25 protein-coding genes are annotated in these 24,600 nt (G+C 72.5%); 8 read left to right on the plus strand and 17 right to left on the minus strand.

The features are described 5' to 3' along the window. Window position 1: 1 nt before the first annotated feature. The 7 genes from AB0L65_RS15140 to AB0L65_RS15170 form a co-directional block, all read right to left on the minus strand. Complete coding sequence (locus tag AB0L65_RS15140) at window positions 2-907, minus strand: helix-turn-helix transcriptional regulator (protein ID WP_364245022.1); 906 nt, start codon at window positions 905-907, stop codon at window positions 2-4. A 184-nt stretch (window positions 908-1,091) separates the two neighbouring features. Continuing rightward, entirely contained in the window at window positions 1,092-2,357 is a 1,266-nt protein-coding gene (locus tag AB0L65_RS15145) for a cytochrome P450 (protein WP_364245025.1), read from the minus strand. Next, entirely contained in the window at window positions 2,354-2,962 is a 609-nt protein-coding gene (locus AB0L65_RS15150; RefSeq protein WP_364245028.1) for an ATP/GTP-binding protein, read from the minus strand. The genes AB0L65_RS15145 and AB0L65_RS15150 overlap by 4 nt, the downstream gene beginning before the upstream one ends. Further along, complete coding sequence (locus AB0L65_RS15155; protein WP_350723421.1) at window positions 2,943-3,299, minus strand: DUF742 domain-containing protein; 357 nt, start codon at window positions 3,297-3,299, stop codon at window positions 2,943-2,945. Before AB0L65_RS15155 ends, AB0L65_RS15150 begins: the two co-directional genes overlap by 20 nt. Then, window positions 3,296-3,730 (minus strand): roadblock/LC7 domain-containing protein, encoded by a 435-nt coding sequence (locus AB0L65_RS15160; RefSeq protein ID WP_364245031.1) that lies wholly within the window; start codon window positions 3,728-3,730, stop codon window positions 3,296-3,298. Before AB0L65_RS15160 ends, AB0L65_RS15155 begins: the two co-directional genes overlap by 4 nt. A 96-nt stretch (window positions 3,731-3,826) precedes the next feature. After that, a complete protein-coding gene (locus tag AB0L65_RS15165; RefSeq protein ID WP_364245033.1) occupies window positions 3,827-5,473 on the minus strand; it encodes an ATP-binding protein in 1,647 nt (548 codons plus the stop codon). Between the two features lie 235 nt (window positions 5,474-5,708). Beyond that, the gene (locus AB0L65_RS15170; protein WP_364245036.1) at window positions 5,709-6,821 is read right to left on the minus strand and encodes a sialidase family protein; all 1,113 of its coding nucleotides are present in this window, start codon (window positions 6,819-6,821) and stop codon (window positions 5,709-5,711) included. 119 nt (window positions 6,822-6,940) lie between these two features. On the opposite strand from AB0L65_RS15170, the gene AB0L65_RS15175 reads away from it, so the two are divergent. Further along, a complete protein-coding gene (locus AB0L65_RS15175) occupies window positions 6,941-7,936 on the plus strand; it encodes a helix-turn-helix transcriptional regulator (protein ID WP_350723428.1) in 996 nt (331 codons plus the stop codon). A gap of 113 nt (window positions 7,937-8,049) precedes the next feature. On the opposite strand, the gene AB0L65_RS15180 is transcribed toward AB0L65_RS15175, so the two are convergent. Next, window positions 8,050-8,928 (minus strand): NAD(P)-dependent oxidoreductase, encoded by an 879-nt coding sequence (locus tag AB0L65_RS15180; RefSeq protein WP_364245039.1) that lies wholly within the window; start codon window positions 8,926-8,928, stop codon window positions 8,050-8,052. 124 nt (window positions 8,929-9,052) lie between these two features. On the opposite strand from AB0L65_RS15180, the gene AB0L65_RS15185 reads away from it, so the two are divergent. The 3 genes from AB0L65_RS15185 to AB0L65_RS15195 all read left to right on the plus strand — a co-directional run bounded on the left by AB0L65_RS15185 (window position 9,053) and on the right by AB0L65_RS15195 (window position 12,196). After that, window positions 9,053-10,441, plus strand: a complete 1,389-nt coding sequence (locus AB0L65_RS15185; protein ID WP_364245041.1) for a PLP-dependent aminotransferase family protein — start codon at window positions 9,053-9,055, stop codon at window positions 10,439-10,441. A 65-nt stretch (window positions 10,442-10,506) separates the two neighbouring features. Then, the gene (locus AB0L65_RS15190) at window positions 10,507-10,938 is read left to right on the plus strand and encodes a hypothetical protein (protein ID WP_364245043.1); all 432 of its coding nucleotides are present in this window, start codon (window positions 10,507-10,509) and stop codon (window positions 10,936-10,938) included. Between the two features lie 40 nt (window positions 10,939-10,978). Next, complete coding sequence (locus AB0L65_RS15195) at window positions 10,979-12,196, plus strand: crosslink repair DNA glycosylase YcaQ family protein (RefSeq protein WP_364245045.1); 1,218 nt, start codon at window positions 10,979-10,981, stop codon at window positions 12,194-12,196. A 56-nt stretch (window positions 12,197-12,252) separates the two neighbouring features. On the opposite strand, the gene AB0L65_RS15200 is transcribed toward AB0L65_RS15195, so the two are convergent. Further along, on the minus strand, window positions 12,253-12,435 hold the full coding sequence (locus AB0L65_RS15200; protein ID WP_364245048.1) for a hypothetical protein: 183 nt from the start codon (window positions 12,433-12,435) through the stop codon (window positions 12,253-12,255). Between the two features lie 97 nt (window positions 12,436-12,532). On the opposite strand from AB0L65_RS15200, the gene AB0L65_RS15205 reads away from it, so the two are divergent. Beyond that, window positions 12,533-13,342, plus strand: coding sequence for an N-acetylmuramoyl-L-alanine amidase (locus AB0L65_RS15205; protein WP_355193870.1), 810 nt, complete (start codon window positions 12,533-12,535; stop codon window positions 13,340-13,342). A 224-nt stretch (window positions 13,343-13,566) separates the two neighbouring features. Here the strand turns inward: AB0L65_RS15205 and AB0L65_RS15210 are convergent, their stop codons facing one another. The 3 genes from AB0L65_RS15210 to AB0L65_RS15220 all read right to left on the minus strand — a co-directional run bounded on the left by AB0L65_RS15210 (window position 13,567) and on the right by AB0L65_RS15220 (window position 17,216). Next, on the minus strand, window positions 13,567-14,988 hold the full coding sequence (locus tag AB0L65_RS15210) for a serine hydrolase domain-containing protein (protein WP_364245051.1): 1,422 nt from the start codon (window positions 14,986-14,988) through the stop codon (window positions 13,567-13,569). An 11-nt stretch (window positions 14,989-14,999) separates the two neighbouring features. Beyond that, complete coding sequence (locus tag AB0L65_RS15215) at window positions 15,000-16,442, minus strand: MFS transporter (protein ID WP_364245053.1); 1,443 nt, start codon at window positions 16,440-16,442, stop codon at window positions 15,000-15,002. Window positions 16,443-16,559: 117 nt separating this feature from the next. After that, on the minus strand, window positions 16,560-17,216 hold the full coding sequence (locus AB0L65_RS15220) for an L-2-amino-thiazoline-4-carboxylic acid hydrolase (protein ID WP_364245055.1): 657 nt from the start codon (window positions 17,214-17,216) through the stop codon (window positions 16,560-16,562). A 257-nt stretch (window positions 17,217-17,473) separates the two neighbouring features. Here AB0L65_RS15220 and AB0L65_RS15225 point away from each other — a divergent pair, with 257 nt between their 5' ends. After that, window positions 17,474-17,641: a hypothetical protein gene (locus tag AB0L65_RS15225; protein ID WP_364245057.1), complete on the plus strand. Its 168-nt coding sequence runs from the start codon at window positions 17,474-17,476 to the stop codon at window positions 17,639-17,641. A 151-nt stretch (window positions 17,642-17,792) separates the two neighbouring features. Next, entirely contained in the window at window positions 17,793-19,019 is a 1,227-nt protein-coding gene (locus AB0L65_RS15230) for a trypsin-like peptidase domain-containing protein (RefSeq protein ID WP_364245059.1), read from the plus strand. Between the two features lie 23 nt (window positions 19,020-19,042). Here the strand turns inward: AB0L65_RS15230 and AB0L65_RS15235 are convergent, their stop codons facing one another. Beyond that, on the minus strand, window positions 19,043-20,338 hold the full coding sequence (locus AB0L65_RS15235; protein ID WP_364245062.1) for an FAD-binding oxidoreductase: 1,296 nt from the start codon (window positions 20,336-20,338) through the stop codon (window positions 19,043-19,045). 129 nt (window positions 20,339-20,467) lie between these two features. Here AB0L65_RS15235 and AB0L65_RS15240 point away from each other — a divergent pair, with 129 nt between their 5' ends. Further along, a complete protein-coding gene (locus AB0L65_RS15240; RefSeq protein ID WP_364245065.1) occupies window positions 20,468-21,352 on the plus strand; it encodes a sigma-70 family RNA polymerase sigma factor in 885 nt (294 codons plus the stop codon). 3 nt (window positions 21,353-21,355) lie between these two features. Here AB0L65_RS15240 and AB0L65_RS15245 read toward each other — a convergent pair whose 3' ends face one another. Genes AB0L65_RS15245 through AB0L65_RS15260 form a run of 4 tightly spaced genes read right to left on the minus strand, consistent with a single transcriptional unit; the run spans window position 21,356 to window position 24,591 of the window. Next, on the minus strand, window positions 21,356-22,093 hold the full coding sequence (locus AB0L65_RS15245) for a GNAT family N-acetyltransferase (protein ID WP_364245067.1): 738 nt from the start codon (window positions 22,091-22,093) through the stop codon (window positions 21,356-21,358). Window positions 22,094-22,148: 55 nt separating this feature from the next. Further along, on the minus strand, window positions 22,149-22,814 hold the full coding sequence (locus AB0L65_RS15250) for a response regulator transcription factor (RefSeq protein ID WP_364245070.1): 666 nt from the start codon (window positions 22,812-22,814) through the stop codon (window positions 22,149-22,151). After that, entirely contained in the window at window positions 22,811-23,983 is a 1,173-nt protein-coding gene (locus AB0L65_RS15255) for a histidine kinase (protein ID WP_364245072.1), read from the minus strand. The genes AB0L65_RS15250 and AB0L65_RS15255 overlap by 4 nt, the downstream gene beginning before the upstream one ends. Before the next feature lie 23 nt (window positions 23,984-24,006). Continuing rightward, entirely contained in the window at window positions 24,007-24,591 is a 585-nt protein-coding gene (locus AB0L65_RS15260) for a hypothetical protein (RefSeq protein ID WP_364245075.1), read from the minus strand. Window positions 24,592-24,600 lie beyond the last annotated feature (9 nt).

Raw genomic sequence — 24,600 nt, forward strand, 5'->3', positions numbered from 1 at the left:
GTCAGAGCTCGGCGATGATCTCGCGCAGGAGCGCCGGGGTGGCGGTCGGGGGCGAGGCGTGCACGCCGAGCTCGTCCATCAGCCTCTGGTACGGCAGGACGTCCGCCCTCTTGGTGAGGTACTGGGCGTTGGTCAGCTGTTCGAGGTAGACGACGTCGTGCAGCTCGAACTGCGGGAAGCGCAGGATGGTGACGGGGCCGACGCCGCCCATGGCCCAGCCACAGCGGAACGGGACCACCTGCACGGTGATGTGCGGCCGCGCGGCCATCCGGCCGAGGTGTTCGAGCTGACCGCGCATGATCGCGGGGCTGCCGACCTGGTGCCGGAGCACCGCCTCGTCCAGCACCACCCAGAGCTTGCGCGGCGTGGGCGGCTCGAGAATGAGCCGGCGGCGCATCCGTACCTCGACCCGGCGCTCGATCCGCTCCTCGGACTCGCCCTTGTTGCCCATGGTGAAGATCGCGCGGGCGTAGTCCTCGGTCTGCAGCAGGCCGGGCACGAACTGCATCTCGTGGACGCGGATCAGCGAGGCGTCCTGCTCCAGCCCCAGGTACGCCTCGAACCAGTCGGGGATCACGTCGCGGTAGTCGTGCCACCAGCTGGGCTCGTTGGCCTGCTTGGCCAGGGCGAGCAGGGCCGCGCGCTCGGCCTCGTCGGCGACGCCGTACATGATGAGCAGGTCGGTGACGTCACGCGGCTTGAAGCTCGTGCGCCCGCCCTCCATGCGGCTGATCTTGGAGTGTGAGCTGCGGATGGCGTAGCCGGCGTCCTCGCGGGAGATCCCGGCGGACTCGCGCAGCCGTCGCAATTGCGCACCCACGAGAATACGCAGCGCGGTCGGCCCGGAGTGGGCGGCATCACCACCGAGCGTTTCCGCCAGGTCACCCATGCCGTGAGCAGTCGACATCCATATCCTCAATCGGCAACTCGCCACAGTCCGGTCCCGCCGTCAATATTGCCACGGGAGTCGCGACAGAGCGGATATTTCCTTGTCTCGCCGGAGGCGTGGTGCGGCGGCCCCGCTCGTCCGGGTGCGAGCGGGACCGCCCTTCCGCCGCGACCTCAGCGCCACGGGCGAGACCGTCCGCTGATCACATCCTCCAGTCCTCGACCGGCCCCTGACCGACGGGGCCGGTCGGGCTGAACCCGACGGGCAGGGCCTCCAGGCAGCGCATCCACACCGACGCCCGCCAGCGCAGCTCCTCCGGCTCCCCGAGGAGGTGGACGTCGGGCAGCCGGTCCAGCAGCACCTCGATGGCCGTCTTGACGATGATCTCCCCGAGCTCCGGCGCGGGGAACGGGCAGCCGTACTCGCCGTGGCTGAACGACATGTGCGCCCGGTTGGCGCCCGAATGGGCGTGCGCGGCCGGCCGCACCTGCGGATCGGCGTTGGCCGCCGCGAACCCGAGCAGCAGCAGGTCGCCCCGGCGCACGCGCTTCCCGCCCAGGTCGCAGTCCCGTACGGCGAAGCGCGAGGGCATGTTCTGCACGGGCGGGTCCATCCACAGCACCCTGATCAGCGCTTCGCCGACGCTGCTGCGACCGCCCTGGAGCGTCATCGAGAAGTCGTCGTCGATCAGCATGAGCCGCAGCGTGTTGCCGATCCAGTTGGCGGTGGCGGCGTGGGAGGCCGCTATCAGCACCAGCAGGTCCTGGATGATCTCCAGGTCGGACAGCCTGGCCGGGTGCGCCAGCAGGTAAGAAGTGAGGTCGTGCCCCGGCCGGTCGCGCTTGGCGGCCATCAGCCCGCCCATGCGGTCCTGGACGCGGAGGAACCCGGCGAAGGACTCCTCGCCGCCGTCCAGCATGAAGCCCAGGTCCTCGATCAGCTCCGGCAGCTCGGACTCCGCCAGGCCGTAGAGCCGGGCGATGACCTCGGCCGGGGTCCGGTAGGCGTACTGGGCGATCAGGTCGGCCCGGCCGTGCCCGGCGAACTCGTCGATCAGGAGGTCGGCGACCTGCTCGCAGATCGCGGTCAGCTCGGTGCGGTCGATGGTGTCCAGCGCGTCGCCGATGGCGCCGCCGCGCCGCTTGCGCTCGGCGCCCTCGGTGAACATCAGGGACGGCGTCCACTCCAGGTACGCCCGCGACGGCCAGTCCTCGGGGATCCGGTCCTTCAGGTTCCAGCGCCTGGGGTCGCGGCCGAAGAGCTGCGGCTGGCTGGTCACGTGGTGCAGCTCGCGGTATCCGGCCACGAGCCAGGCCGGTACGTCGTCGTCGAGCAGGATCGGCACGATCGGGCCGTGCTTGCGGCGCATCTCCTCGTACGCCACGGCCGGGTCGGCCAAGACCTCGGGCCCGTACATCCGCATGGCGTCGGCGTGGCCGGTGTAGCCCTCCAGCAGTGGGTTGGTCACGACGTGCTCTCCGGGGCCGAAAGGGCGTTCATACGGGTGATGTGCTCCACGAGCGTGATGAGCACGTGCTTGGACGAGGACCGCTTCCGCGCGTCGCACTCGATGAGCGGCACGTCGGGCGACAGCGCGAGCGCGTCGCGCACGGCGTCCAGCGAGGGCCCGTCGGCGAAGCGGTTGACGGCCACGACGAACGGCATCCGGTGGTGCTCCAGCCGGTCGATGGAGTACCACGAGTCCTCCACGCGCCTGGTGTCCACCAGGACGACCGCGCCCAGGCTGCCCGCGAAGAGCTGATCCCACACGAACCAGAAGCGCTCCTGCCCCGGCGCCCCGAACAGGTACAGGACCTTGTCCGGCGTCACCGTGATCCGGCCGAAGTCGAAGGCCACCGTGGTGGTGGTCTTCTCCCGCACCCGGCTGGCGTCGTCGATGCCCACGCTGGCCTGGGTCATGACCTCCTCGGTGCTCAGCGGGCGGATCTCGCTCACCGAGCCGACCATGGTCGTCTTCCCCACGCCGAAGCCGCCGACGACCACGATCTTCAGTGCGTCCAGGGCGGTTGCGCGGAGCGGTGTACGGACGTCGTCAGAGGTCTTGGAGGGCACTGAGCACCTGCCTCAGAGTTTCGGGATCCGGCCGCCCGAACTGGAGGGCGGCCGACGGGTGACGGACGGTGATGCGGCCGGTGTCCAGCAGGTCGCGCAGCAGGATCTTCACCACGCTCACCGGCAGCCGCAGCTCGGCGGAGATCTCCACCACCGCCGTCGGCTGCCGGGTCAGCTGGAGGATCCTGACGTGCTCCGACTGCATGCCGGGGGCCGGCTCGCACTCGCTGACGATCAGGGAGACCGAGTCGAACGCGTTCTCGTCGGCGCGGGTGCGGCCGCCGGTGACCGTGTAGAGCCGGTCCGGGTTCTCCCGGTCGATCGGGCGCGGCGTCATGGACGATCGTCGCCTGGCTGCGCTCGCCGCGGCGCCGCGGAGAGGAAGACGCCGATCTGCTCGACCATCTCGTTCATGTTGTGCGCGATCAGGCCCACGTCGCCGTCCTCGTCGGCCACCACGGCGAGGTGGGCGCCCTCGCCGGCCGGCACGATGAGCAGCAGCCCGCCGGCGAACTCCACCATCGCCTGCCCCGCGCCGATGCCGTCGCCGAACTCGGCGGAGGCGCTCAGCGACAGGCTCTGGATGCCCGCGGCCAGGGCCGCGAGCTGGTCGGCGCGGTCCCGCTCCAGGCCGGCGGTGACGCACATCTTGAGTCCGTCCCTGGTCAGGACGAGGACGTACCTGACCCCGGGGGTCTTCTCCTTGAGGTTCTCAAGCAGCCAGTCGAGCTCGCGATCGGTGGTGCCTGCAGCGTCGATAGTGCTCATCGAAACGACGGGGCGGGCGTCCGGCGCGGGCGCCGGAGGGGCCGCCCCTGCCTCCTTACTGTGATCCGATAAGTTCCGGTGACCGACGGCGCGTGCTCACGCATCGTCCGCGGCTGGAGCAGTGGCCGGGGATTCGGCCGGCGGAGACGTTGTCCGGTTGCGGCCGCCCGCCTGGCGGAACGCGGCGAACCTGGCCGCCGAGTCGCGCCCCTCGCGCGCCACCGGCCGGGCCGCCGGTGCCTGCCGCGCCTTCATCGCCTCGGCCAGCGTCTGCCCGCGCTGCCGCCTGGGCAGCAGCTCGTCGCCGGTCGGATGCTCCTCCGCGGGCACGGACTCCGTGGGCGGCGCGGCCTGCGCGGGCACGGCCGGCGGCTGCGCGGCAGCCGTCCTGGGCTGCGTGATCAGTACGCGCGGGATCAGCACCACGACCCCGGTGCCGCCGCGGGCCGACGGCCGGAAGCTCACCGTGAGGCCGTACTTGTCGACCAGGCGCCCCACCACCGCGAGGCCCAGCCTGGTGCCGGAGAGCGTGCGCAGGTCGAGCGGCTCGGAGACGAGCTTGGTCGCGTGGTGCCGCTCGCGCGGCCGCATGCCGAGGCCGCTGTCGTCGATCGTGATCACCACGCCGGCGTCCTCCTCGTCCGCGTACACGTGCACCTCCGTGCCGTGCGCCGAGAACGTGGCGGCGTTGTCCATCAGCTCGGCCAGCGTGTGCATCACGCCTTCCGCGGCGTACCCGGCCACGGCGACGGTGCTGGTGGAGTGGAGCCGGATGCGGCGGTAGGCGCCGATGCGGCCCATGGCGCCGCGCAGGATGCTCTCCATGACGATCGGCCGCGTCCACCGCCGCCCGGACCGGCCGCCGCTCAGCAGGGCGATGTTGTCGGCCAGGCGGCTGAGCTGGGAGACCCGGTGGTCGAGGTCGAGCAGGTCGCTGAGGATCTCCTCGTGCTCGCCGTACTGCTCCTCCAGGCCGCGCAGCTGGGCGAGCAGGCTGGTCGCCTGGGCCTGCACCCGGGCCGCGGCGCCGGCGCAGGCGGCCATGACCGCGGCGCCCCCGCGCTCGCTCTCGCCGAGCTGCTCCGCCGTCTCGCCGAGCAGGTCACGCAGCGGGCCGTACGCGGGCTGGCCCACTTCGGCCAGCGCCGCGCGGACCGACATCCGGTCCGTCCGGATCCGCCGTACGAGCTCCGGCATCGTCTCGGCGGACAGCCGCGAGATCTCGTCCTCCATCGCCTGGCGGGCCGCGCGGGCGTTGGTCTCCGCCACCGCGCGTGCCTTCTGGGCGGCGGCGCGGTCGCGCTGGAGCAGGTCCAGCTCGCTGCCGATCGCCTGGACGAGCGGCTGCACCGAGGTCTCCACGATCCGCGACACGCTGGCGAGCGCGTCGGCGAGCGGCACGCCCTCGCGTACCTGGCGTCCGAGCGCGGGCAGCGCCTCCTCGGCCACCCGCGCGTTCTCGCGGCGCAGCCACAGGTAACGCGCCTCCGCCCACCTGGCCTGCTCGCGCAGTTGGCGGGCGGTGGCGGCGTAGTGCACGGCCGCGCCGGCGGCGCCGGCCAGCAGCACGGCCGAGCCTCCGCCGACGGCCGCCATCAGCCCCATGGCGCCGGCCGGGGCGGCCAGGATCGCCCACAGCCACAGACCGGCGGTGACGATCAACGTGCCCAGGGAGGCGGTGACCGCCAGCTCCTTCGGGGAGAGCCTTCGCTGTGTCGTCCGTTGAGGTACGTCTGCTTGCATGTTCTGGGAGTCCTCAGAGCGGGGGGTGGTGTGCCCTTTTCACGCATGCGATCGGGAACGGCACACACCGTAGCACCACGGGTATCTCAAGAACAGACAAGCGCTCCTTAACCATTCGCTTCAGCAGCAACCGGGACAAGACAGCGTGGTGTCCCGCACGTGGCCTGGGTCTTTGAGAGGACAGGGGGCGGCGTCGGCGGCCCACCGCCCCACGGGCCCGGTGCGGGGCGGGGCGCTAGACCTCCTCGGCGACACCCAGGTACATCACTCCGGGGTTCGACGGGTTGAACGCGATGGAGGTGACCCGGTCGTAGGCGTTGTGGTTGACGGTGACCCGGTTCCGGCGGGCGTCGTACTTGTAGATGTCGGTGCCGGTCGCCGCCCATCCCGTGCCGAAGTCGAAGTACAGCACCCCCGGGTCCGTCGGGTGGGGCGCGAGCAGCGGGCCGTTGGCGAGGGTGACCCCGTCGCCGTGGTCCACGACCGGGGCGAAGCGCCGGCCCCCGTCGAACGAGCGGTAGATGTGCCGCCCGCCGGACGGCGCGCCCCCGTCGGCCTCCCCGATGTCGAGGCCCATCGCGTACACGACGTTGGGGGCGGCCGGGGAGATCGCGGCGCTGAACACGTTGACCTTGCCGCCCGTCTTGCTCAGACCGGTGGAGGCGGTCCAGGTCCGGCCGCCGTCGAAGGTGACGCGGGCGCCGGTGTCGGAGCCGCCCACCACCACGTGGTTCAGGTCGTACGGGTCGAACACCGCTGTATAGACCAGCACGAGATCGCCCTGCGCCCAGGCGGGCACCCCGACGGTCCGCCAGGTGCGCCCGCCGTCCCGCGACTCGTGGAGCTGCCCGCGGCCGTCGGAGACCCGCAGGCGGTCGCCGCGGTAGCGGTCGACGCCGAGCCCGGCCACCTCGCCGGCGGGTGAGGTGAGCTGGGTGACGGCGCCGGACGTGGCGAGGGTGAGGTTGCCGTCGCGGTCCCAGGCGTAGGCCCGGCCGCCGCGGGCCGCGACCAGCTCGGTGTTCCTGCCGTTCACCTTGCCGACCGTCGCCCAGGTGCAGCCCGCGTCCTGCGAGGTCAGCAGCGCGTTGTTCGACATGGCGAGCAGTTCGTCAGGACGGTCGAGGGCGACGAGCCCGGTGGTGTAGACGACCGGCCGCAGCACCTGGCTGGTCGGCGCGATCGTCCTGCCGTCGTTGCGCGTGTACGTCACCGAGCCGTCGCCGTTGACGGTCCCGCAGGCCGGCTGGCGCCAGCGGCCGAAGGGCTCGTCCTCCGCGGCGGCGGGCCCGGCGGCCGACAGGACCACAAGCGCGGTCGCGACTCCGATGGTGAATGCCTTCTTCAACACTGCCTCCCCGAACAGGCCGGACTTACGGATCCGTCCTATCGGGCACGGGAGTGCGCGGGCTAGGCCGACGAAGGGCGGATTTGTGACATGGCAGGTATCTGACACACTTGCCGATCATGGATACGGACGAGAACGCGCTCGCCGCCGTCGGCGTGGACGCCGAGGACGAGCGGATCTACCGCGACCTGCTGCGCCGGCCCCGCGCCACGCTGCCCGAGCTGGCCGCGCACACCGGCCGCACCACGGTGGCCCTGCGCCGCGCCTGCTCCCGGCTGGAGGCACTGGGCCTGGTCAGCCGCATGGCGGGCCGTCCGGTCCGGTTCCTGCCGACCCGGCCCGACGTCGCCGTGGCCGCCCTGATCTCGCGCCGGGAGGAGGGGCTGGCCCAGGCGCGGCTGGCCGCCCTCGCGCTGCTCGCCGAGACGCCGCGTACGGAGAACCAGGCCCCCGAGGAGCTGGTCGAGGTCGTGCAGGGCCAGGCGGCGGTGGTGCAGCGGTTCACGCAGCTGCAGCAGACCGCGACCGAGGAGCTCCTGGTGCTGGACCGGCCGCCGTACGCGCAGGACCCCGGCCAGCAGAACGTCGCCGAGATGGACCGCCTCGCGCACGGCCTCCTGGTGCGCGGCATCTACGACGCCGCGGCCCTGGAGATCCCCGGCAAGCTGCGCCTCGCCCAGGAGGCCGTGGCCGCCGGCGAGCAGGCCAGGATCAGCCCCGAGGTCCCCATGAAGCTGGCCATCGCCGACCGGAAGACCGCCATCCTGCCGCTGAGCACGGCCGCGACCTCGCACGCCGACAGCGCGGTCATCGTGCACTCCTCGACGCTGCTCGACGCGCTGGTCACGCTGTTCGAGGTCCTGTGGCGGTCGGCGCTGCCGCTGCCCGCCAAGCCGCTCGCGACGCTCCCCTCCGGCCCGGCCGAGCTGCCCGACCCGGAGCTGTTCACGCTGCTCGCGGCCGGGCTCAAGGACGAGGCGGTCGCGCGCCAGCTCGGCGTGAGCCTGCGGACCGTGCACCGGCGGGTCAGCGAGCTGATGGACCGGCTCGGCGCGCGCACCCGCTTCCAGGCCGGGCTGCTCGCCGCCCGCCGCGGCTGGTGGGGCGCGGATTAGCGCGGGGTTGTGGCGCGAGCTAGCAGGGGACCTCCCGATGTCGCGTACCCGGAACATGGTGCGCGCGCGCCCGGGGGCGAGTCCGGCCACATCCGGACAACGCAAGGTCGCCTCTAGCTCCCGAACCCGGTGCGCCAGGTGGCGTGCCGCGGCCGCCACCCGAGCGAGCGGGCGAGGCCGTTGTCGGCGCCGCGCTGCCAGCCGGCCCGCCCGTCGGTGGGAGCGGGGGCGGGAGCCCCGACGGCGGCGGCCAGCGCGGGCAGCCACTCGCGGGCGGGGGCGGGCTCGTCGTCCACGATGTTGACGGTCCCGCTCGGCCAGCGCAGCGCGGCGACGGTGGCCTCGGCCGCGTCCTCGACGTGCACGAACGAGCTGACCGCGCCGTCTGCGGCCAGGCCGCTGAGGAAGATCGAGGCCGGGTCGTCGGTGGGGCCGCCGTTGCGCAGCACGTCCGCCACGAGGCCGCCGGGCCGGTACCACGTGCCGGGTCCGTAGAAGAGGCCGTAGCGCAGCACGACGTGCTCGTCCAGCTCCGTGACCGCCTCTTCGAGCGCCCGGACGCCGCCGACGACGCCCGAGCGCGGCGCGGGCGCGGTCACGTCCAGCGGCGTGTCCTCCGTGGCCGGGGCGTCGCCCGCCTCGTACGCCCAGGCGATGGACTGGGCGACGATGCGGCGCACGCCGGTCCGCCTGGCGGCGTCGACCAGGTTGCGGGTGCCGATCCTGCGGATGCGGCCGTTGTCGGCGGGAGTGCCGCCGTTCAGCGCGGTCAGCTGGTGGACGATCGCGTCGGGCGCGGCCTCGGCCACCGCGCGGGCGACCGCCTCGGCGTCGAAGACGTCCAGCCGTACGGCGCCGACGCCGTGGGCGCGCAGCCGGTCGAGGCCGGCATCGGTACGGGAGCTGCCCGTGACGCGGTGACCGGCCTCGACCAGCAGGGGGACGAGGTAACGGCCGATGGCGCCGGCGGCACCGGCGACGAAGACGTGCATGCGGAGGTTTCCTTGCGTTGGGCGGCGTGGGCGGTCGGGCGGATCGACGCTCGCACGGCCAGGCTAGGAGACAACTGTCCCAGTATTATGGTCCAGTCATCGGCCGGAAAATTGGACCATTTACATGACCGACGCGCTCGGGCCCGAGCTCCTGCTGGAGCTGCCCGGCTGGGGTTCTCGTGGCAGGGCGCTGGAGGAGGCGCTGCGGTCCGCGATCCGCGGCGGGCGGCTCGTGGCCGGGACACGCCTGCCGTCGAGCCGCGATCTCGCCTCCCAGCTGGGGCTGTCGCGGGGGACGGTGACGCAGGCGTACGAGCAGCTGGTGGCCGAGGGCTGGCTGACGGCGCGGCAGGGCTCGGGCACCCGCGTGGCGGCGGGCACCGCGGAGGCCCCGGCCCGTCCCGGGAGGTCGGCGGAGGCCGCCGCGTCGGGGCGCTACGACCTGCGGCCCGGGCGGCCGGACGCGTACGCGTTCCCCCGCGAGGCGTGGGCCCGGGCGATGCGGCACGTCCTGCGGGAGGCGCCGACCGAGGTGTTCGGGTTCGGCGACCCGCGGGGGCGCATCGAGCTGCGCACGGCGCTGGCGTCGTATCTCGGCCGGACCCGCGGCGTCCGGGTCGATCCCGCGAACCTGATCGTCTGCTCCGGGTACACGCAGGCGCTCGGCCTGCTCGCGGAGGTCTTCACCGAGCTCGGCGTGCGTACGGCGGGCATGGAGGACCCGGCCATCGGCGACCACGTCCGCCTCCTGGCCGGCCGGCTGCGCGTCGCCGCCGTCCCCGTGGACGCGGCGGGCCTGCGCGTGGACGCGCTGCGCGACTCGGGCGCCGAGGTGGCCGTCTGCACGCCGGCGCACCAGTTCCCGCTGGGTGTGAGCATGGCGCCGGAGCGCCGCTCCGAGCTGCTGGAATGGGCGGACGACAGCCTCGGCTGGATCGTCGAGGACGACTACGACGGCGAGTTTCGCTATGACCGGCATCCGATCGCCGCGCTCCAGTCCCGCCGCCCGTCCAGGATCGTGTACGCGGGCTCGACCAGCAAGACCATCGGCCCCGCCGTCCGGCTGGGCTGGATCGCCTGCCCGCCCCTGCTGCTGGAGCCGCTCACGGAGGCCAAGCGGCGGGCGCGCGAGACCCGGCCCCTGGAGCAGCTGGCCCTCGCGCGCATGATCGAGCTGGGCGATTACGACCGCCATCTGCGCACGATGCGCCGCGGTTACCAGCGGCGCCGGGACACGCTGGTCGCCGCCGTGCGATCCGGCCTGCCGGACGCCCGGGTACGCGGCATCGACGCCGGCCTGCACGCCCTGCTCGAACTGCCCTCCGCGCCGTCGGAGCGGGCCGTCGTGGAGGCGGCGCGGGCGGCCTCGGTCGACGTGCATCCACTGGGCGAGTACATGCGCGGCGACCGCGACCGGCACCCGCCGTCGCTGGTCGTCGGGTACGCCACGCCGCCGGCCCACTCCTACCCCGCCGCGCTCGACGCGCTGATCCGCGGCCTGCGCCGGCTCTGACCGGAACCCCGCGTTCGCCTGACTCGTTTTCTCATCAGAACGGGGTTCCCGGGGGAAAGGCGGACATGGTCACGAGTGAGCGGCGGCTGAGAAGGCGCGCCCGCCGGCAGGCGGGCAGGTTCGTGTCGGTGCCTCCGGAGAAGCGCCGGCGCCTGACCCAGCGGCAGCGGCGGCGGATGGCGCACCAGGCCAGGGCGGACGCCGCGCAGCGCCGCTCGGTGTGGCGGGAGTGGGGACCGGTCACGGCGATCACGCTGGCCGTCTTCGAGCTGATCTACTTCTTCCTGGTCGCCGACATGGTCGGAGGGACGAGCATCGCCGGTGTGATCGTGACGGGCGCCATCGGCTGCGTCACGGTCTGCTCCAGATTCGTGCAGGAATATACGACGTCGAACAGGGCCGATTCCAGGGCCGTTCCGTTCCTCGTCGTGGCCGTGGTCTCGGTGGCCGTGACGCTGGTCGCCGTGGGCGCCGAGACGCTGTCGAAGATGCTCTGAACCCGTCTCGTACGAACGTGTTTTCGAGTAAACTGCCGGCATGCCGAACCCGCTGGCCCTCAGCCTGGAGAGCGCGCGACGCCTGGCCGTGACGTGCCAGCACCTGGCCGGCCCGCGTCCCGGCGGCGGCCTCGACGGGCTGCGGCAGGTGCTGCGCACGCTGCGGTGCCTGCAGCTCGACCCGATCGACGCGGTGGCCCGCAGCCACTTCCTGGTGCTCTGGAGCAGGCTCGGCGGCTACGACCGCGCCGACCTCGACACGCTGCTGTGGCAGGAGCGCTGGCTCTTCGAATACTGGGCGCACGCCGCGTCGATCGTGCTGGCGGAGGACTATCCGATCCACCACGTCATGATGCGCGGCTACGCGACGGGCGAGTCCCCGCACGCGCAGCGGGTGCGCGGCTGGATGGAGGCCAACGACGGGCTGCGGCAGCACGTCCTCGACCGCTTACGCACGGCCGGGCCGCTGCCGCCGGGGGCGTTCGACGACCTCACGAGCGTGCCCTGGCAGTCGAGCGGGTGGACCAACGGCCGCAGCGTCGAGCGGATGCTCGACTTCCTGTGGTTCCAGGGCAACATCATGGTGGCCGGCCGGGCGGGCCGCACGCGCCACTGGGACCTGGCCGAGCGCTGGCTGCCCGCCTGGGCCGACGCCACGCCGTTACCCCGGCGGGAAGCGGTGTCGCTGGCGGCCGAGCACGCGCTGCGCGCCCTCGGCGTGGCCCGCGTGGCCGACATCGAGCGCCACTTCATCCGCGACCGCTACCCCGAGCTCCCCGAGGTCCTGGACGAGCTCCAGCGCTCCGGCCGCGTGGTGCCCGCCGAGGTCGAGGGCGGCACCGAGCGCTGGCACGTGCACCGTGACGCCCTCGGGCTGCTGGAGCGCGAGTGGCAGCCGCGCACCACGCTGCTGTCGCCGTTCGACAACCTCATCTGCGATCGGGCGCGCACCGAGCGGCTGTGGGGTTTCGAGTTCCGTACGGAGATGTACGTGCCCAAGCACAAGCGGCGCTACGGCTACTACATCATGCCGATCCTGCACGGCGAGCGGCTCATCGGGCGACTGGTGCCCCGCTTCGACCGGCGCACGCAGGTGCTGGAGATCGAGGGCCTGTTCCCGGAGCCCGGCCTCCCGGGCGACGAGGTCTCCGTCCGGGCCGTCGGGGAGGCGGTGACCGAGCTGGCCGCGTTCGCGGGGGCCCGCGAGGTCGCCTACGCGGCCACCGTGCCGGCGCCCTGGCGGGCCGCCTCGGGCTGAGCTGCGCCATCGCGCATCCCCGTTCGATTCCCTCGATCGCGGGCAAGTAGGGCATGCTAAAGATCCGTCAGCATCCGCCCTCGCATCACCAGGAAAGCCGTAGTCATCCACCCCGTCACCGCCCGCAGCATCCGGCGATGGATCCGCACAGGACGTCTGACCAGCGACGACGTCTCCCAGCCCATCGCCCGCGCGACGGTGCCGTGTCGCCCCGAAACCCCGCTCAGCGCGGCGATCACGCCTTTACCCTGCTGTGATCACATATAGCAATCTCATGACTACTTTTCGTTAATCGGCGGTTGCGAGACTCATCGAAAAGCTTGAGGGAGGTCCCCCATGCCGTACCTGACCCAGCTGGCCGACGTCGCCCGCCGCACAGGATTCCCCGTGACCGAAGTGGCCGGGTGGCAGACCCGCGGCCACGGCCCGCAGCCCCAGGTGCAGGGCGTCGTGTGCCACCACACCGCAGGCCCCGCCGGCGGCGGCGACTACCCGTCACTCGCGGTCGTCCGCGACGGCCGCCCCGGCCTCGACGGGCCGCTGTCCCAGTTCGGGCTCGGAAGGTCCGGCCACATCTACGTCATCGCCGCCGGGCGCTGCTGGCACAACGCGCCTTCGACGTCGACGATGCACACCAACTCCGCCTCCCTCGGCATCGAGGCGGAGAACGACGGCACCCAGCCCTGGCCCGACGTCCAGAAGGACGCGTACATCCGGTTGTGCGCGGAGTTGTGCCGCGAGTTCGGGCTGCCCGCCTCGCGCGTGAAGGCGCACCGGGAGGTCAACACCTCCAAGCCGGACCCGCACTCCATCGACATGAACGACTTCCGGGCGGCCGTCGCCGCCCTCATCCAAGGCGCCCCCGCGCCTGACCCATCGTCCTGGACGGAGGAGATCGTGAAGCAACTGCCTATGGTCCGGCCGGGTGACGACAGCTTTGACGTCAAGACCGTCAGAGGCTGCCTGTTCGCCCGGGGCCGAGTTCCCGTGTCCGCGTACGCGCAGGTGGGGCTGGAGGACTGGCTCAAGTCCACCCGCTGCGACCCGGGGCTGGTCGAGCTGGTCCGCGGCTTCCAGCAGGCGGAGGGCATCGGCGCGGACGGCGTCGTCGGCCCGAAAACCTGGCCGTCCCTACTCCGCGTCTGACCCCGCGACACCCCTGCCCCCACCCAGACGGTCCGGACCCCGACGCCCAGGCTCCCAACGGCAAACGGCCCGACGGCCGGTGGCTCAGCGGCAAGGAGCCCCGACGGCGGCAAGAGCCCCAGTGGCGGGCTGCCCGACGTCAGGCAGGGCCGTCGGTCGGCTGGGGACGCCTGCCGTCGGTTGGCCGGGCGCGTTTACCATCGGTCGGGCGCAGCGGGCGTCGGTCAGCCGGATACCTTTGGTGTGGCGCGCATCCCGACGTAGCACACCGGGGTCCCGTCGGGCAGGGTCGAGAAGACGACGGGCATGTAGTCCTCGCTGAACGAAGCCCCGATGCCCGAGGCCGCGAACACCGTCTCCGAGACCGGGGTCAGATCGGCCTCCAGCGGCGGCGACAGGTCCTTCATGCCGTCGACGAACTCGTACCGGATCCGGCTCGGGCTGATCGTGATGACGACGCCCTCGCGCTTGTACGTGCCCACGAACGGCGCCATGTCCACCACAGGCGGCTGCGCCGGCGGGCCGAACGCGTCCGGCATGCGTACCCCGGCCAGCTCGGCCAGCAGCTCGCGGAACAGGGCGGCGTACACCTGCCGGGCCCCGCCCCCGTTGGTCATGAGCGCGACGGCCACGCCGGCCTGCGGAACGACGCGCAGGTAGGCGTACTGGCCGATGGCCGCGCCGTCGTGGCCGTAGCCGAAGACGCCGTCCCAGTCGTAGAGGGTCCAGCCCAGGCCCCAGCCGTCAGCGCTGACGGTCCACTTGTCCGGGACGTCCACCTCGCGCCGCTGCATGGCCGCCACCGCGTCCGCGGGCATCACGCGCGTGCCGTCGGGGGCCAGGCCGCCGGCCAGGTGCATCTGAGCGAAGCGGACGAGGTCGCCGGACGAGGTGATGATCCGCCCGTACGGGCCGGCCGAGCGCGGCATCATGTCCCAGACGGGCGCCGGGTCGGGGTCCTGGCCCGGCTCCCCCAGGTGGCTCATCGCCGCGCGGAACCGGAGCGCCTCCTCCGGCAGCGTCATGGAGCGTTCGAGCCCGAGCGGCGTGAACACCATGTCCCGCAGCGCCTGGTCCCAGGTCTTGCCCGTCAGCACCTCGACGAGGCGGCCGAGCACGACGTAGCCGAGGCCGCCGTAGGAGACGGCCATGCCGGGCCGGCAGTCCAGCGCTACGCTCCGGGCCGCCTCGACGTACCTGGCCAGGCAGTCGTCGCCCCGGCCGGAGTCATAGTTGAAGTCGTTGGTGACCCCGCCGGTGTGGCTGAGCAGCTGCCGGACGGTGATCACCTTGGTGGCCTCCTCATCGGGAGTGGCGAACTCCGGCAGCACGTCCACCACCCGGGCGTCCAGGTCCAGCCGGCCCTCGCCGACGAGCCGCATGACCAGCGTCGCGGTGTGGACCTTGGCGATCGAGCCGGACAGGAACACCGAGTCGGGGGTCGTCGGCACGCCGGTCGCGCGGTTCAACACGCCGGTGGCCAGTTCGTGGATGTTTCCGCCGGTCAGCACCGCCAGGGTCGCACCGGGCACGTGGTGGGCGGCGCACAGCTCGTCGAGCCGCCGCTGCCAGTGCTCGACGTAGAAGCCGCGGCCGGTCGAGTCCAGCGTGCCCCAGCCGCCCGTGGCGTCCCAGTTCAGGTTCATGATCTTTCTCCTTAGATCGAGGCGGTCTTCTTGGGCATCACCAGCAGGGCCAGTACGGCGGCCGCCACCACGCCGGCGGCGCTGATGAGGAAGGCGGACGACATGGCCGTGGTGAAGGCGTCGCGGGCGGCGGCCGCGATCCCGGCGTCGCCGAGGCCGAGCGCGCTCCCGATCGAGAGGCGGGCCGCCGCCGGCGCGGTCGCGGGCATGGCCGCGGTGTAGGCACTGGCGAGCACGCTGCCCAGGACGGCGATGCCGAGGGCGGCGCCGGCCTGCTGGATGGTGTCGTTCAGCGCCGAGCCGACGCCGGCGTGCTCGGCCGGGATCGTCCCCATGAGGGCGGAGACCGCGGCGGGCATGGCCAGGCCGCCACCGGCGCCCATGAGGAGCAGCGAAACGGCCGTGGTGGCCAGGCCGCTCGACGCGTCGAGGGTGCTCAGCAGCGCGAATCCGCCGGCGCTCACGGCGAACCCGGTGACGATCAGCTGACGGTTGCCGATCCGCGCGCCGAGGGTCGCGCCGAGGGTGTTGCAGGCCAGGGAGGCGACGGCCATCGGGATGAAGGCCAGGCCCGACTCGGTGGGCGTGTAGCCGAGGACGTACTGCAGGTACTGGGTGAGCACCAGCAGCAGGCCGCCGTTGCCGATCTGGACCAGGGTGAGCGAGAAGCTGCCGCCGCTGAAGGTGCGGTTGCGGAACAGGCGGAGCGGGACCATGGGGTGCGGCGTACGCAGCTCCCAGAGCACGAACCCGGCGAGCGCGACGACCGCCACGGCCAGCGCCGGCACGGACAGGCCGTGCGGCAGCTCGATGATCGTCCAGACCAGCGCCGACATGCCGGCCACCGACAGCACGGCGCCGATCGGGTCCGGCTTGGTCTGCGGGCCCCTGGACTCGGGCATGAGCACCAGCGAGGCGACGATGGCCAGTGCCGCGATCGGCACGTTGATCAGGAAGACGGCGCCCCACCAGAACCAGGCGATCAGCGCGCCGCCCAGCACCGGCCCGCCGACCAGGCCGACCATGGCGACCGCGCTCCAGGCGGCCATCGCCTTGCGTCTCTCCTGCTCGTCGAACACGGTGATCAGGATCGACAGGGTGCTCGGCATGATGAGCGCGCCGCCGATGCCCATCACCGTGCGGGCGGCGATCAGCGTCACCGGATCGGCGGCGTAGGCGGCCGCCAGCGAGGCCACCCCGAACAGGGCCAGCCCGATGATCATGACCCTGCGCCTGCCGAACCGGTCGGACAGGCTGCCCGCCGTCAGCAGCAACCCGGCGAAGACCAGGATGTACGAGTCCAGGATCCACTGGATGTCCTGCGCGCTCGCGCCCAGGTCGGCGGTCAGCGGCGGGATCGCCACCGAGAGCACCATGTTGTCGATCACCAGCACGAGCGTGCTGAGACACAGCACCACCAGGATCAGCCAGCGGCGCGAATCACGTGCTTGCATCAGACTCTCCCAGACTGCGAGTACGTCGTCCTCGTTATGCGAACACTGTACGCACAAGGGAGTAGCGTACGCAACCGAGGCGGGCCCACGTACGAACGCGGGCCCGCTCCTACCGGGTCAGTCCTGGTTGCGGGTGAAGTGGAACGGGCAGTGGCTGCCGCCCAGGCCGATGGTGGTGCGGCGCTCGAAGGCGAAGCCGTGCCTGTCAGGCTCGATGGCCTCGATCCAGTTGGCGTCGAACGCGCACATGACCGGGGTCAGCTCGGGAGCCCCGTTGGCGGCCAGCACGTCGTGATAGAAGCACCGGCGGACGTCGACGTGGTAGCGCCGGTCGTCGTCGGCCGGCCGGTCGAAGACGAACCCCTTGCCGAACGCGTGCTCCTCGCGCGACTTGGACACCGCCACCATGGCCAGGAAGGGGTCGGGAGCGGTGTCCAGCATGGCCAGGGTGCCCTGCCGGGTGGCCTCGCCGAGCGGCTCGACGAACGCCGCGCGCAGCGCGTCGATCGTCGCCGGCCGGCCCAGCCTGGGCAGCAGCAGCTCGTACGCGGCCACGAGGGCCAGGGTCATGCGCAGGTTGTGGCGGGCGGGCTCGTCGACGATCAGGTGCCGGTTCGCCGCTTCGAGCTCCTCGTGACGCGCTCGCATGGCGGCGACGAGATCGCTGTGCTCGCGGGCGAGATGGTCGTAGAAGCCGTCGAGGAGGAGGGCGGTGTCGCCATCGGGGTCGGGAACGTAGTCGCCGCCGGAGAGCCCGAACTGGTCGGTGGACATTGCGGTCCTTTCGGTACGGTGCTCGGTCCGTACACGGCCGCGATCTCGCCCGGAGGCGTGACTGGCCGTGCTCGCGACCGAGCGAGCACGCCAGCGCGCTCCACCGACCTACCAGGCGCTGACAAGCTTGAGTTGATGTTGTCCCGGCCAGTCTAGCGATTGATCGTTCAGGCGAGCGCCTCGGCCAGGGCGACCACGCCTCCGACGGCCAGCCCCACCACCACGACCAACGGGCTGCCCTTGAGCGCCTCGACCGCGTGGAAGCCCAGGTCGCCGACCCGGCGAGCTGGACGGGGCTGCCGGCGTCGGCGGAGCTGCCGCACCTGCGGCGCCTGGCCGGGGAGGCCGCGGCGGAGCCGCCCGACGAGCTGTTCGAGTCGGTGATCGCCATGCTGACGTCGGGCATCGCGGCGATGGCCGGCTAGATTTTTTCCGGCTGTTCCACCCGTGGCGAGACCGTCGCGGCCTGCGGCGATAAGGCGGGCGTCAGGGTGCGCCGGGCACGGAGATCTTGGGCTTAAGCAGGACTTACTCGCCGTTCGTCACGCTGGTGTCATCGGGACTCTAGGAGATGACATGGACGCGAACGCCCCTCGCGAGGACAGTGCCGGCGGCTGGAGCCAGTTCGGTGACAAGCCGCCCACCACCGGGACCTTCACCCGGCCCGGGCCGGTGCTGCCGCCTCCTCCGCCGCCGCAGCGACGGGCCGGGTTCGTGCTCACGCGCAAGGCGGTCGCCGGGCTGGCGCTGGCGGCGTTCACGGCGCTGACGGCGACCGCGCTCGGGGGCGGCGCCGTCGGCGCCTACGTCGCCGGCGCCGGGCAGCCGATCCCGACGGTCACCAAGACCGTGGCGAGCCCGGTCTTCCGCACGGCCTCCGGCCAGCTCACGGTCGCGCAGGTGGCGGAGAAGGTGCAGCCGTCGGTCGTGATGATCCAGGGGCAGTCCGCCGAGGGCTCCGGCGTGGTGCTGTCGGAGGACGGGCTGATCCTCACCAACAACCACGTGGTGAGCGGCCAGGGCAGGCAGCTGACGGTCAAGTTCAGTGACGGCAAGACGGCCAAGGCCACCGTGGTCGGCACCGACCCGGCCACCGACCTCGCCGTCATCCGGGCCGAGGGTGTGTCGGGGCTGGCCAAGGTCACGCTGGGCGACAGCGACCAGCTCAAGGTGGGGGACGACGTGCTGGCCATCGGCAGCCCGCTCGGCCTGGACGGGACCGTGACGTCCGGCATCATCAGCGCGCTCGACCGTACCGTGACGGCCGGCGGCGGCCGGGGCGACCAGCAGCTCCCGCCGGGATTGGGCGGGCAGCAGCAGAGCCAGGCGGAGGAGCCGACCACGCTCGGCGGCATGATCCAGACGGACGCGGCGATCAACCCGGGCAACTCCGGCGGCGCCCTGGTGAACGCGGCCGGCGAGCTGGTCGGCATCAACAGCGCGGTCGCCGCCGACGGCGTCAACCTCGGCTTCGCGATCCCCGTGAACACCGCCAAGCAGGTCTCCGAGCAGCTCATCAGCAACGGCAAGGTCACCCACGCCTTCCTCGGGGTGAGCGTCACCGACGCCACCGGCGACGTGCCCGGCGCGCTGGTCCGCCAGGTGAGCGCCGGTAGCCCGGCCGAGAAGGCCGGGCTGAAGCAGGGGGACCTGATCACCAAGATCGGCGACACGGCGGTCTCCGGCGGCGACACGGTGGTGGGCCAGGTCCGCGGGTTCAAGGTCGGCCAGCAGGTGCCGGTCACCTACCAGCGGGACGGCAAGACCGACACCGTGACCGTGACCATGGAGGAGAAGAAGTAACCCGTCTCCCGCGAACTTCCCGGTCAGGCGCTGACCGGGAAGTTCGCGCGGAACACGCCCTGCGGGTCGCGGGCGCGCTTGAGCTCGCGCAGCCGGGCCAGGGTCCCCTCGTCGAAGGCGTCCGCCGCCCGCTCCCCCGCGGCCAGGAACGTGTACGGCTTGCGCCCGCTGACACGCAGCTCCCCGACCAGCTCGGCCCGCCTGGCGACCACCGCGTCCTTGAGGTGCGGCAGCCCGAGACCGATCAGATAGAGCAGGTACGGCTCCGCGACCGCACCCCGGGCACCCGCCCCGGGCCGCTCCTCGGCCAGCGCACCGCCCAACTGCCGCACCTGGAGACCGAGCAGCGGCGCCGGCGGAGCGTCCAGCAGGACCCGCTCGTCCAGCTCCGTCAGCAGCTCGGCACGGGCCATGGCGGGGGCGGGGTCGGTCGGCTCGGCGGTGATGTCGGCCAGGTTCGCGACCGGCAGCACGGCCCGCTTGTCCACGACAGCTCCGTCGATCTTGTCCAGGGCGGCCAGCAGCGCGCCGCCCTCGGCGGCGTCGCCCAGGTAGGCGGCGTCCACGGCCACCATGGGCGGCCCGTCGGGGAGCTGGACCCGGTTGAACCAGACCGACAGCTCGTCCGGCGCGTTCTCGGTGATCCGCCGGAAGGCGTCGAACACCTCCGCGGTCCGCGTGCCCGGCCACATCACGCGCCCGCCGTACAGCCGCGGCGCCGGGTGCAGGTCGAACTCCACGGCGGTGACCATCGCGAAGTCGCCCCCGCCGCCCCGCAGGGCCCAGAACAGGTCCGGGTCGGAGTCGGCGGTCACCCGGGACCGGTCGCCGTCGGCGTCCACGACGTCGAAGGCGCGCACGGAGTCCGAGGCCCAGCCGTACTTCCTGCCGAACCAGGACAGTCCGCCGCCCAGCGTGTAGCCGACCACGCTGATGGCCGGCATGCTGCCGGCCAGCCCGGTCAGGCCGTGCGGACCGGCCTCCTGGAGCACCTGACCCCACCGGGCGCCCGCGCCCGCCCTGGCCACGCGCTGACGGGGATCCACGGTGACGTCGTTCAGGCGACCCGTACGCAGCAGGATCACGCCGTCGGTGGCTCCGGAGGCGCCGTGGCCGTTGGGCTGGGCCGCCACCGTGAGGCCGGACTTGCGGGCCTGGCGCACAAGGGCGGCCACGTCGTCGGCGTCCTCGGCCGTGACCACGGCGGCCACCGGCTGGGCGACCGTCAGGTTCCACGCCTTGGCGGCCACGTCGAAGCCGCCGTCCTCGGGCAACAGCACCTCGCCCCGCACGGCGTTCCGCAACTCGTTGAATGTCATGGTCTCTCCCGTTTCTGAGGTGTTCGGGGCTATGACGGAGCGGGAGGCGAGAAGGTGACCGCGATCGCCTGTCACCTTTGGCGGAGCTGCGCCGTCAGGTAGGTAAGAGCCCTGATCGAGGATGTGACCGTGGACGCCGACGACTTTCTTGCCGACCGATTCGAGGAGCACCGCACCCATCTCAAGGCGGTGGCCTACCGGATGCTCGGCTCCCTCGCCGAGGCCGAGGACGCCGTCCAGGAGTCGTGGTTGCGGCTCAGCCGTACGGACTCGGGTGAGATCGACAATCTGGGTGGTTGGCTCACCACGGTCGTCGGCCGGGTCTGCCTGGACATGCTGCGCACGCGTACGTCACGGCGCGAGGACCCGCTGGAGCAGCGGCTGCCCGACCCGGTCATCAGCCCTGAGGACGGGGGCGACCCCGAGCAGCAGGCGCTGATCGCCGACTCGGTCGGGCTGGCGCTGCTCGTGGTGCTGGAGTCGCTCAGCCCGGCGGAGCGGCTGGCGTTCGTGCTGCACGACATGTTCGCGGTGCCGTTCGAGCAGATCGCCCCGATCGTGGACCGCACTCCCGCGACGGCGAAGAAGCTCGCGAGCCGGGCCCGGCAGCGCGTGCGCGGGACGGTCCCGTCGCCCGACCCCGACCCGGGCCGGCAGCGCCAGGTCGTGGACGCCTTCCTGGCCGCCGCGCGCGACGGCGACTTCGAGGCGCTGCTCGGCGTGCTCGATCCGGACGTGGTGATGCGCGTGGACATCGGGGCCGCGGCCGGGATGTGGACGATCAGCGGCGCGGCGGCCGTGGCCGGCGAGGCGACGCGCTTCCAGCGGTTCGCACACGCTTACACGGTGGAGCCGGTGCTGGTCAACGGCATCGTCGGGCTCGTCAGCAGGGAGAACGGCCGGCCGCGGTCGGTGCTCGGCTTCACGGTCACCGACGGCAGGATCGTCGCCGTGGAGATCCTCACCGACCCGGAGCGCCTCGCCCTGCTCGACCTGAGCGCGCCGGCCGAGTGAGCGTCAGCGGAGGGAGATGTACAGGGCCTCGCCGACCTTGCGGTAGCCGACACGGGCGTAGACCCGCGCGGCGCCGTCGTCGGCCGGAGTGAGGAACGGGGTGGTGACCCCGGCGCCCGCGCCCTCGCGGGTCAGCAGCGCCGTGACCGCTCCCGCGATGCCGCGCCGCCGGTGCGAGGGCAGCACCGCGATGCCCGCGACCTCGGCGACCCCCTGGTGCGGGCGGCCGAGCTGCCCGGCGCCGACGGCCTCCCCGGTGTCGAAGGCGGCCGCGATCAGGCCGCCGCCGTCGAGGACCCGCCGGAACCGCGCGATGTCGTGCTCGGTGGGCTCCGGCGCGTCGAACGCCTCGTTCATCACCCGCGCGACCTGCCAGAGGTCGGCGTCCTCGGTCACGAGCGCGACCCGCACGTCCACCGGCCGCTCCACCACCTCGTCCGGCGGGCACACCAGCAGCGGGTAGCGCCCCTCCTGGGCGAACCCGGCCGCGAGCAGGGCGTCCTCCACCTTCGGGGACACCTGCGGCACGTATTCCAGGCGGGGCGTCCTGGCCCGCGCGCGGAACGCCTCGACCAGCGCGGCGACCTCGTCGGCCGTGGGCGCGGCGTCGTCGTCGGGAACGGCGTAGTTGAACGGGAGCGCGTCGTCGTGCTCGTCGAACTTGATCGTGAACGGCCCGCACCGGACCGCCCGGTCCCCCGCCATCGACCTGAGATAGGCATGCACGTGAGCGCCCAGCAAATGCGTTCTCCTTCCCGAAGGATCCGACGCATACGCTATCGCCAGTGCCGCCTGATCACCCGCCCCCGGGGACGATCAGGCCGCTCTCGTAGGCGGCGATCACCGCCTGCACCCGGTCCCGCAGCCCCAGCTTGGTCAGCACGTTGCTGACGTGGGTCTTCACGGTGTGCTCGCTGACCACCATGGCCTGCGCGATCTCCGCGTTGGACAGGCCGCGGGCGATCATGCGCAGCGTCTCCTGCTCGCGTGCCGTGAGCACGGCCAGCCGCTCCGTCGGCGGCGCGGCGGGACGGGCGGCCGTTCTGGCGGTGAACTCGGCGATCAGCTTCGTGGTGACCGACGGCGCGAGCAGCGACTCGCCGGCCGCCACCACCCGTACGGCGTGGATGAGGTCGTCGCGGCGGACGTCCTTCAGCAGGAACCCGCTCGCCCCCGCGCGCAGCGCGTCGTAGACGTAGTCGTCGAGGTCGAACGTGGTCAGCATGAGGACACGGCAGCCGCTGTCCGCGCACACGATCCTGGCCGCCTCGATGCCGTCCATGACCGGCATGCGGATGTCGAGCAGCAGCAGGTCCGGACTGTGCTCACGGACGGCCGCGACGGCCTGCTCGCCGTTTCCCGCCTCGGCGACGACCTCGATGTCCGGCTGGGCGTCGAGGATCATGCTGAACCCGGCGCGTACCAGCTCCTGGTCGTCCGCTACCACCACGCGCACGCTCATGCCGCCACCGCCCGGCCGGCCAGCGGGAGCCGTACGAGGACCCGGAAGCCCGGCCCGTCGGGGCGCCGGCCGAAGTCGGCGGTGCCGCCGCAGGCCGCGGCCCGCTCGCGGATGCCGATCAGGCCGTTGCCGCCCGAGGGGAGCGAGCTTCCCGAGCCGCGGCCGTCGTCGGCGATGTCGATCATGAGGGTGTCGTCCTGCCAGGTGAGTCTGATGTCGGCACGGGCCGCGCCCGCGTGCTTGACGATGTTGGTGAGGGCTTCCTGGGTGATCCGGTAGGCGGCGATCTCCGTGTCGGGAGTCAGCGGCCCCGGCTCGCCGGAGGTGGAGTATGTCACGTCGAGACCGGTGGCCCTGACCTGTTCGGCCAGGGTGGTGAGCGCGGCGATCGTCGGCTGCGGAGCCCGCGGGCCCTCTTCCTCCTTGAGCACGCTCAGCATGCGGCGGAGCTGGACCATGGCGTCGCGCCCCGCGGCGGCGATCGCGTCGAAGACGGCCTCCGCCCTGGCCGGGTCGCTCCTGACCACCACCGGTCCGGCTTCGGCCTGGACGACCATGAGGCTGACCGCGTGGGCCAGGATGTCGTGCATGTCGCGGGCGATCCTGGCCCGCTCGCGTTCGGCGGCCCGCTCGGCCTCGGCCTGGCGCTCGCGGGCCAGCTGGACGGCGCGTTCCTCCAGCGCGGCGGCGTGGGCCCGGGAGGTGGCGGCGGCCCGGCCGATGGCGTAGGCGGCGGTGAAGAGCACGACGCCGCGCATCGCGGTCTCGGAGGAGCCGACGATGAGCAGGCCGCCGGCGACCGTGAAGGCCAGCATGATCAGGCGGGGCCACCTGGCGGAGTAGGCGGCCACGGTGTAGAGCGCCAGGAGCGAGCCGTACCAGACGGGCTGCGCGGCCACCTCGTCGACGAGGTCGTAGAGTCCGGTCGCGACGAGGCTGGCGGCCAGGACGATCACCGGCGCGCGGCGCCGCCAGATCAGCGGCACCGTGGCGGTGACCACGACCGCGTAGCCCCACCAGTGCCAGGGCCCGCCGTACGGGTTCTCGCGGGTGAACAGCGGCCACAGCTGCGCGACCAGCACCAGCAGCGCGAGCGCCGCGTCCACCCAGATCGGCGGCAGCGAGCTCGACCACCGGCGAATCGCCGCGAAGAACCGTAGGTCGGACACGACATCCCATCTTGCCTCGTACGTCATGCGAGCGCGGCGGCGGGCCTGGGCGAGGCGGGGACCTGGCGGGCGACGGGAACGAACGAGACCAGCAGGCAGAGGGCTCCGAGCGGGATGAGGTCCTTCTCGATGAAGGGCAGGATGAGGTCGACCATGACCAGGAGGGGCGTCCACACCCTGACCCGGCGCAGCGCCGCGAGCTGCACGACGAGGGCGAGCTGGCCGGCGAAGAACAGGAGCGGGACGACGTCGTAGACGACGGCCGAGACGCCGGGGACACTCTGGACCCGGTCGAACAGCACGCCCATCGCCTCGTTGTCGGCGGACATGAACCCGACCGCGATGTCGATGCCGAACTGTGCGAGCAGCGCCACGACGCCGACGGTCCCGGCCGCCGCGCTCGCGGTGGCCAGCGTGTTCCCCCCGGCCATCCGCCGCATCTGCCAGAAGACGGGGACGAACAGGACGAGTGCCGCCATGAAGGCGAGGTGGCCGGTGGTCCACGCGATGCCGGGACCCCGGCTGCCGTCGAGGCCGTCGAGGATCCGGATCACGCCGTAGGCGAGCACGAGCAGGGGCGCGGCGATGAAGGGGATACGGGAGTTCATGGGGACGAT

The sequence above is a fragment of the Nonomuraea sp. NPDC052116 genome (genome assembly GCF_040680035.1).
Lineage (GTDB): Bacteria > Actinomycetota > Actinomycetes > Streptosporangiales > Streptosporangiaceae > Nonomuraea > Nonomuraea angiospora_A.

Coding starts and splice junctions, on each gene's coding strand:
- AB0L65_RS15140 (WP_364245022.1), bottom strand. CDS start 907: ATGTCGACTGCTCACGGCATGGGTGACCTGGCGGAAACGCTCGGTGGT.
- AB0L65_RS15155 (WP_350723421.1), bottom strand. CDS start 3,299: ATGACGCCGCGCCCGATCGACCGGGAGAACCCGGACCGGCTCTACACG.
- AB0L65_RS15160 (WP_364245031.1), bottom strand. CDS start 3,730: ATGAGCACTATCGACGCTGCAGGCACCACCGATCGCGAGCTCGACTGG.
- AB0L65_RS15165 (WP_364245033.1), bottom strand. CDS start 5,473: ATGCAAGCAGACGTACCTCAACGGACGACACAGCGAAGGCTCTCCCCG.
- AB0L65_RS15175 (WP_350723428.1), top strand. CDS start 6,941: ATGGATACGGACGAGAACGCGCTCGCCGCCGTCGGCGTGGACGCCGAG.
- AB0L65_RS15180 (WP_364245039.1), bottom strand. CDS start 8,928: ATGCACGTCTTCGTCGCCGGTGCCGCCGGCGCCATCGGCCGTTACCTC.
- AB0L65_RS15185 (WP_364245041.1), top strand. CDS start 9,053: ATGACCGACGCGCTCGGGCCCGAGCTCCTGCTGGAGCTGCCCGGCTGG.
- AB0L65_RS15190 (WP_364245043.1), top strand. CDS start 10,507: ATGGTCACGAGTGAGCGGCGGCTGAGAAGGCGCGCCCGCCGGCAGGCG.
- AB0L65_RS15195 (WP_364245045.1), top strand. CDS start 10,979: ATGCCGAACCCGCTGGCCCTCAGCCTGGAGAGCGCGCGACGCCTGGCC.
- AB0L65_RS15205 (WP_355193870.1), top strand. CDS start 12,533: ATGCCGTACCTGACCCAGCTGGCCGACGTCGCCCGCCGCACAGGATTC.
- AB0L65_RS15210 (WP_364245051.1), bottom strand. CDS start 14,988: ATGAACCTGAACTGGGACGCCACGGGCGGCTGGGGCACGCTGGACTCG.
- AB0L65_RS15215 (WP_364245053.1), bottom strand. CDS start 16,442: ATGCAAGCACGTGATTCGCGCCGCTGGCTGATCCTGGTGGTGCTGTGT.
- AB0L65_RS15220 (WP_364245055.1), bottom strand. CDS start 17,216: ATGTCCACCGACCAGTTCGGGCTCTCCGGCGGCGACTACGTTCCCGAC.
- AB0L65_RS15230 (WP_364245059.1), top strand. CDS start 17,793: ATGGACGCGAACGCCCCTCGCGAGGACAGTGCCGGCGGCTGGAGCCAG.
- AB0L65_RS15235 (WP_364245062.1), bottom strand. CDS start 20,338: ATGACATTCAACGAGTTGCGGAACGCCGTGCGGGGCGAGGTGCTGTTG.
- AB0L65_RS15250 (WP_364245070.1), bottom strand. CDS start 22,814: ATGAGCGTGCGCGTGGTGGTAGCGGACGACCAGGAGCTGGTACGCGCC.
- AB0L65_RS15260 (WP_364245075.1), bottom strand. CDS start 24,591: ATGAACTCCCGTATCCCCTTCATCGCCGCGCCCCTGCTCGTGCTCGCC.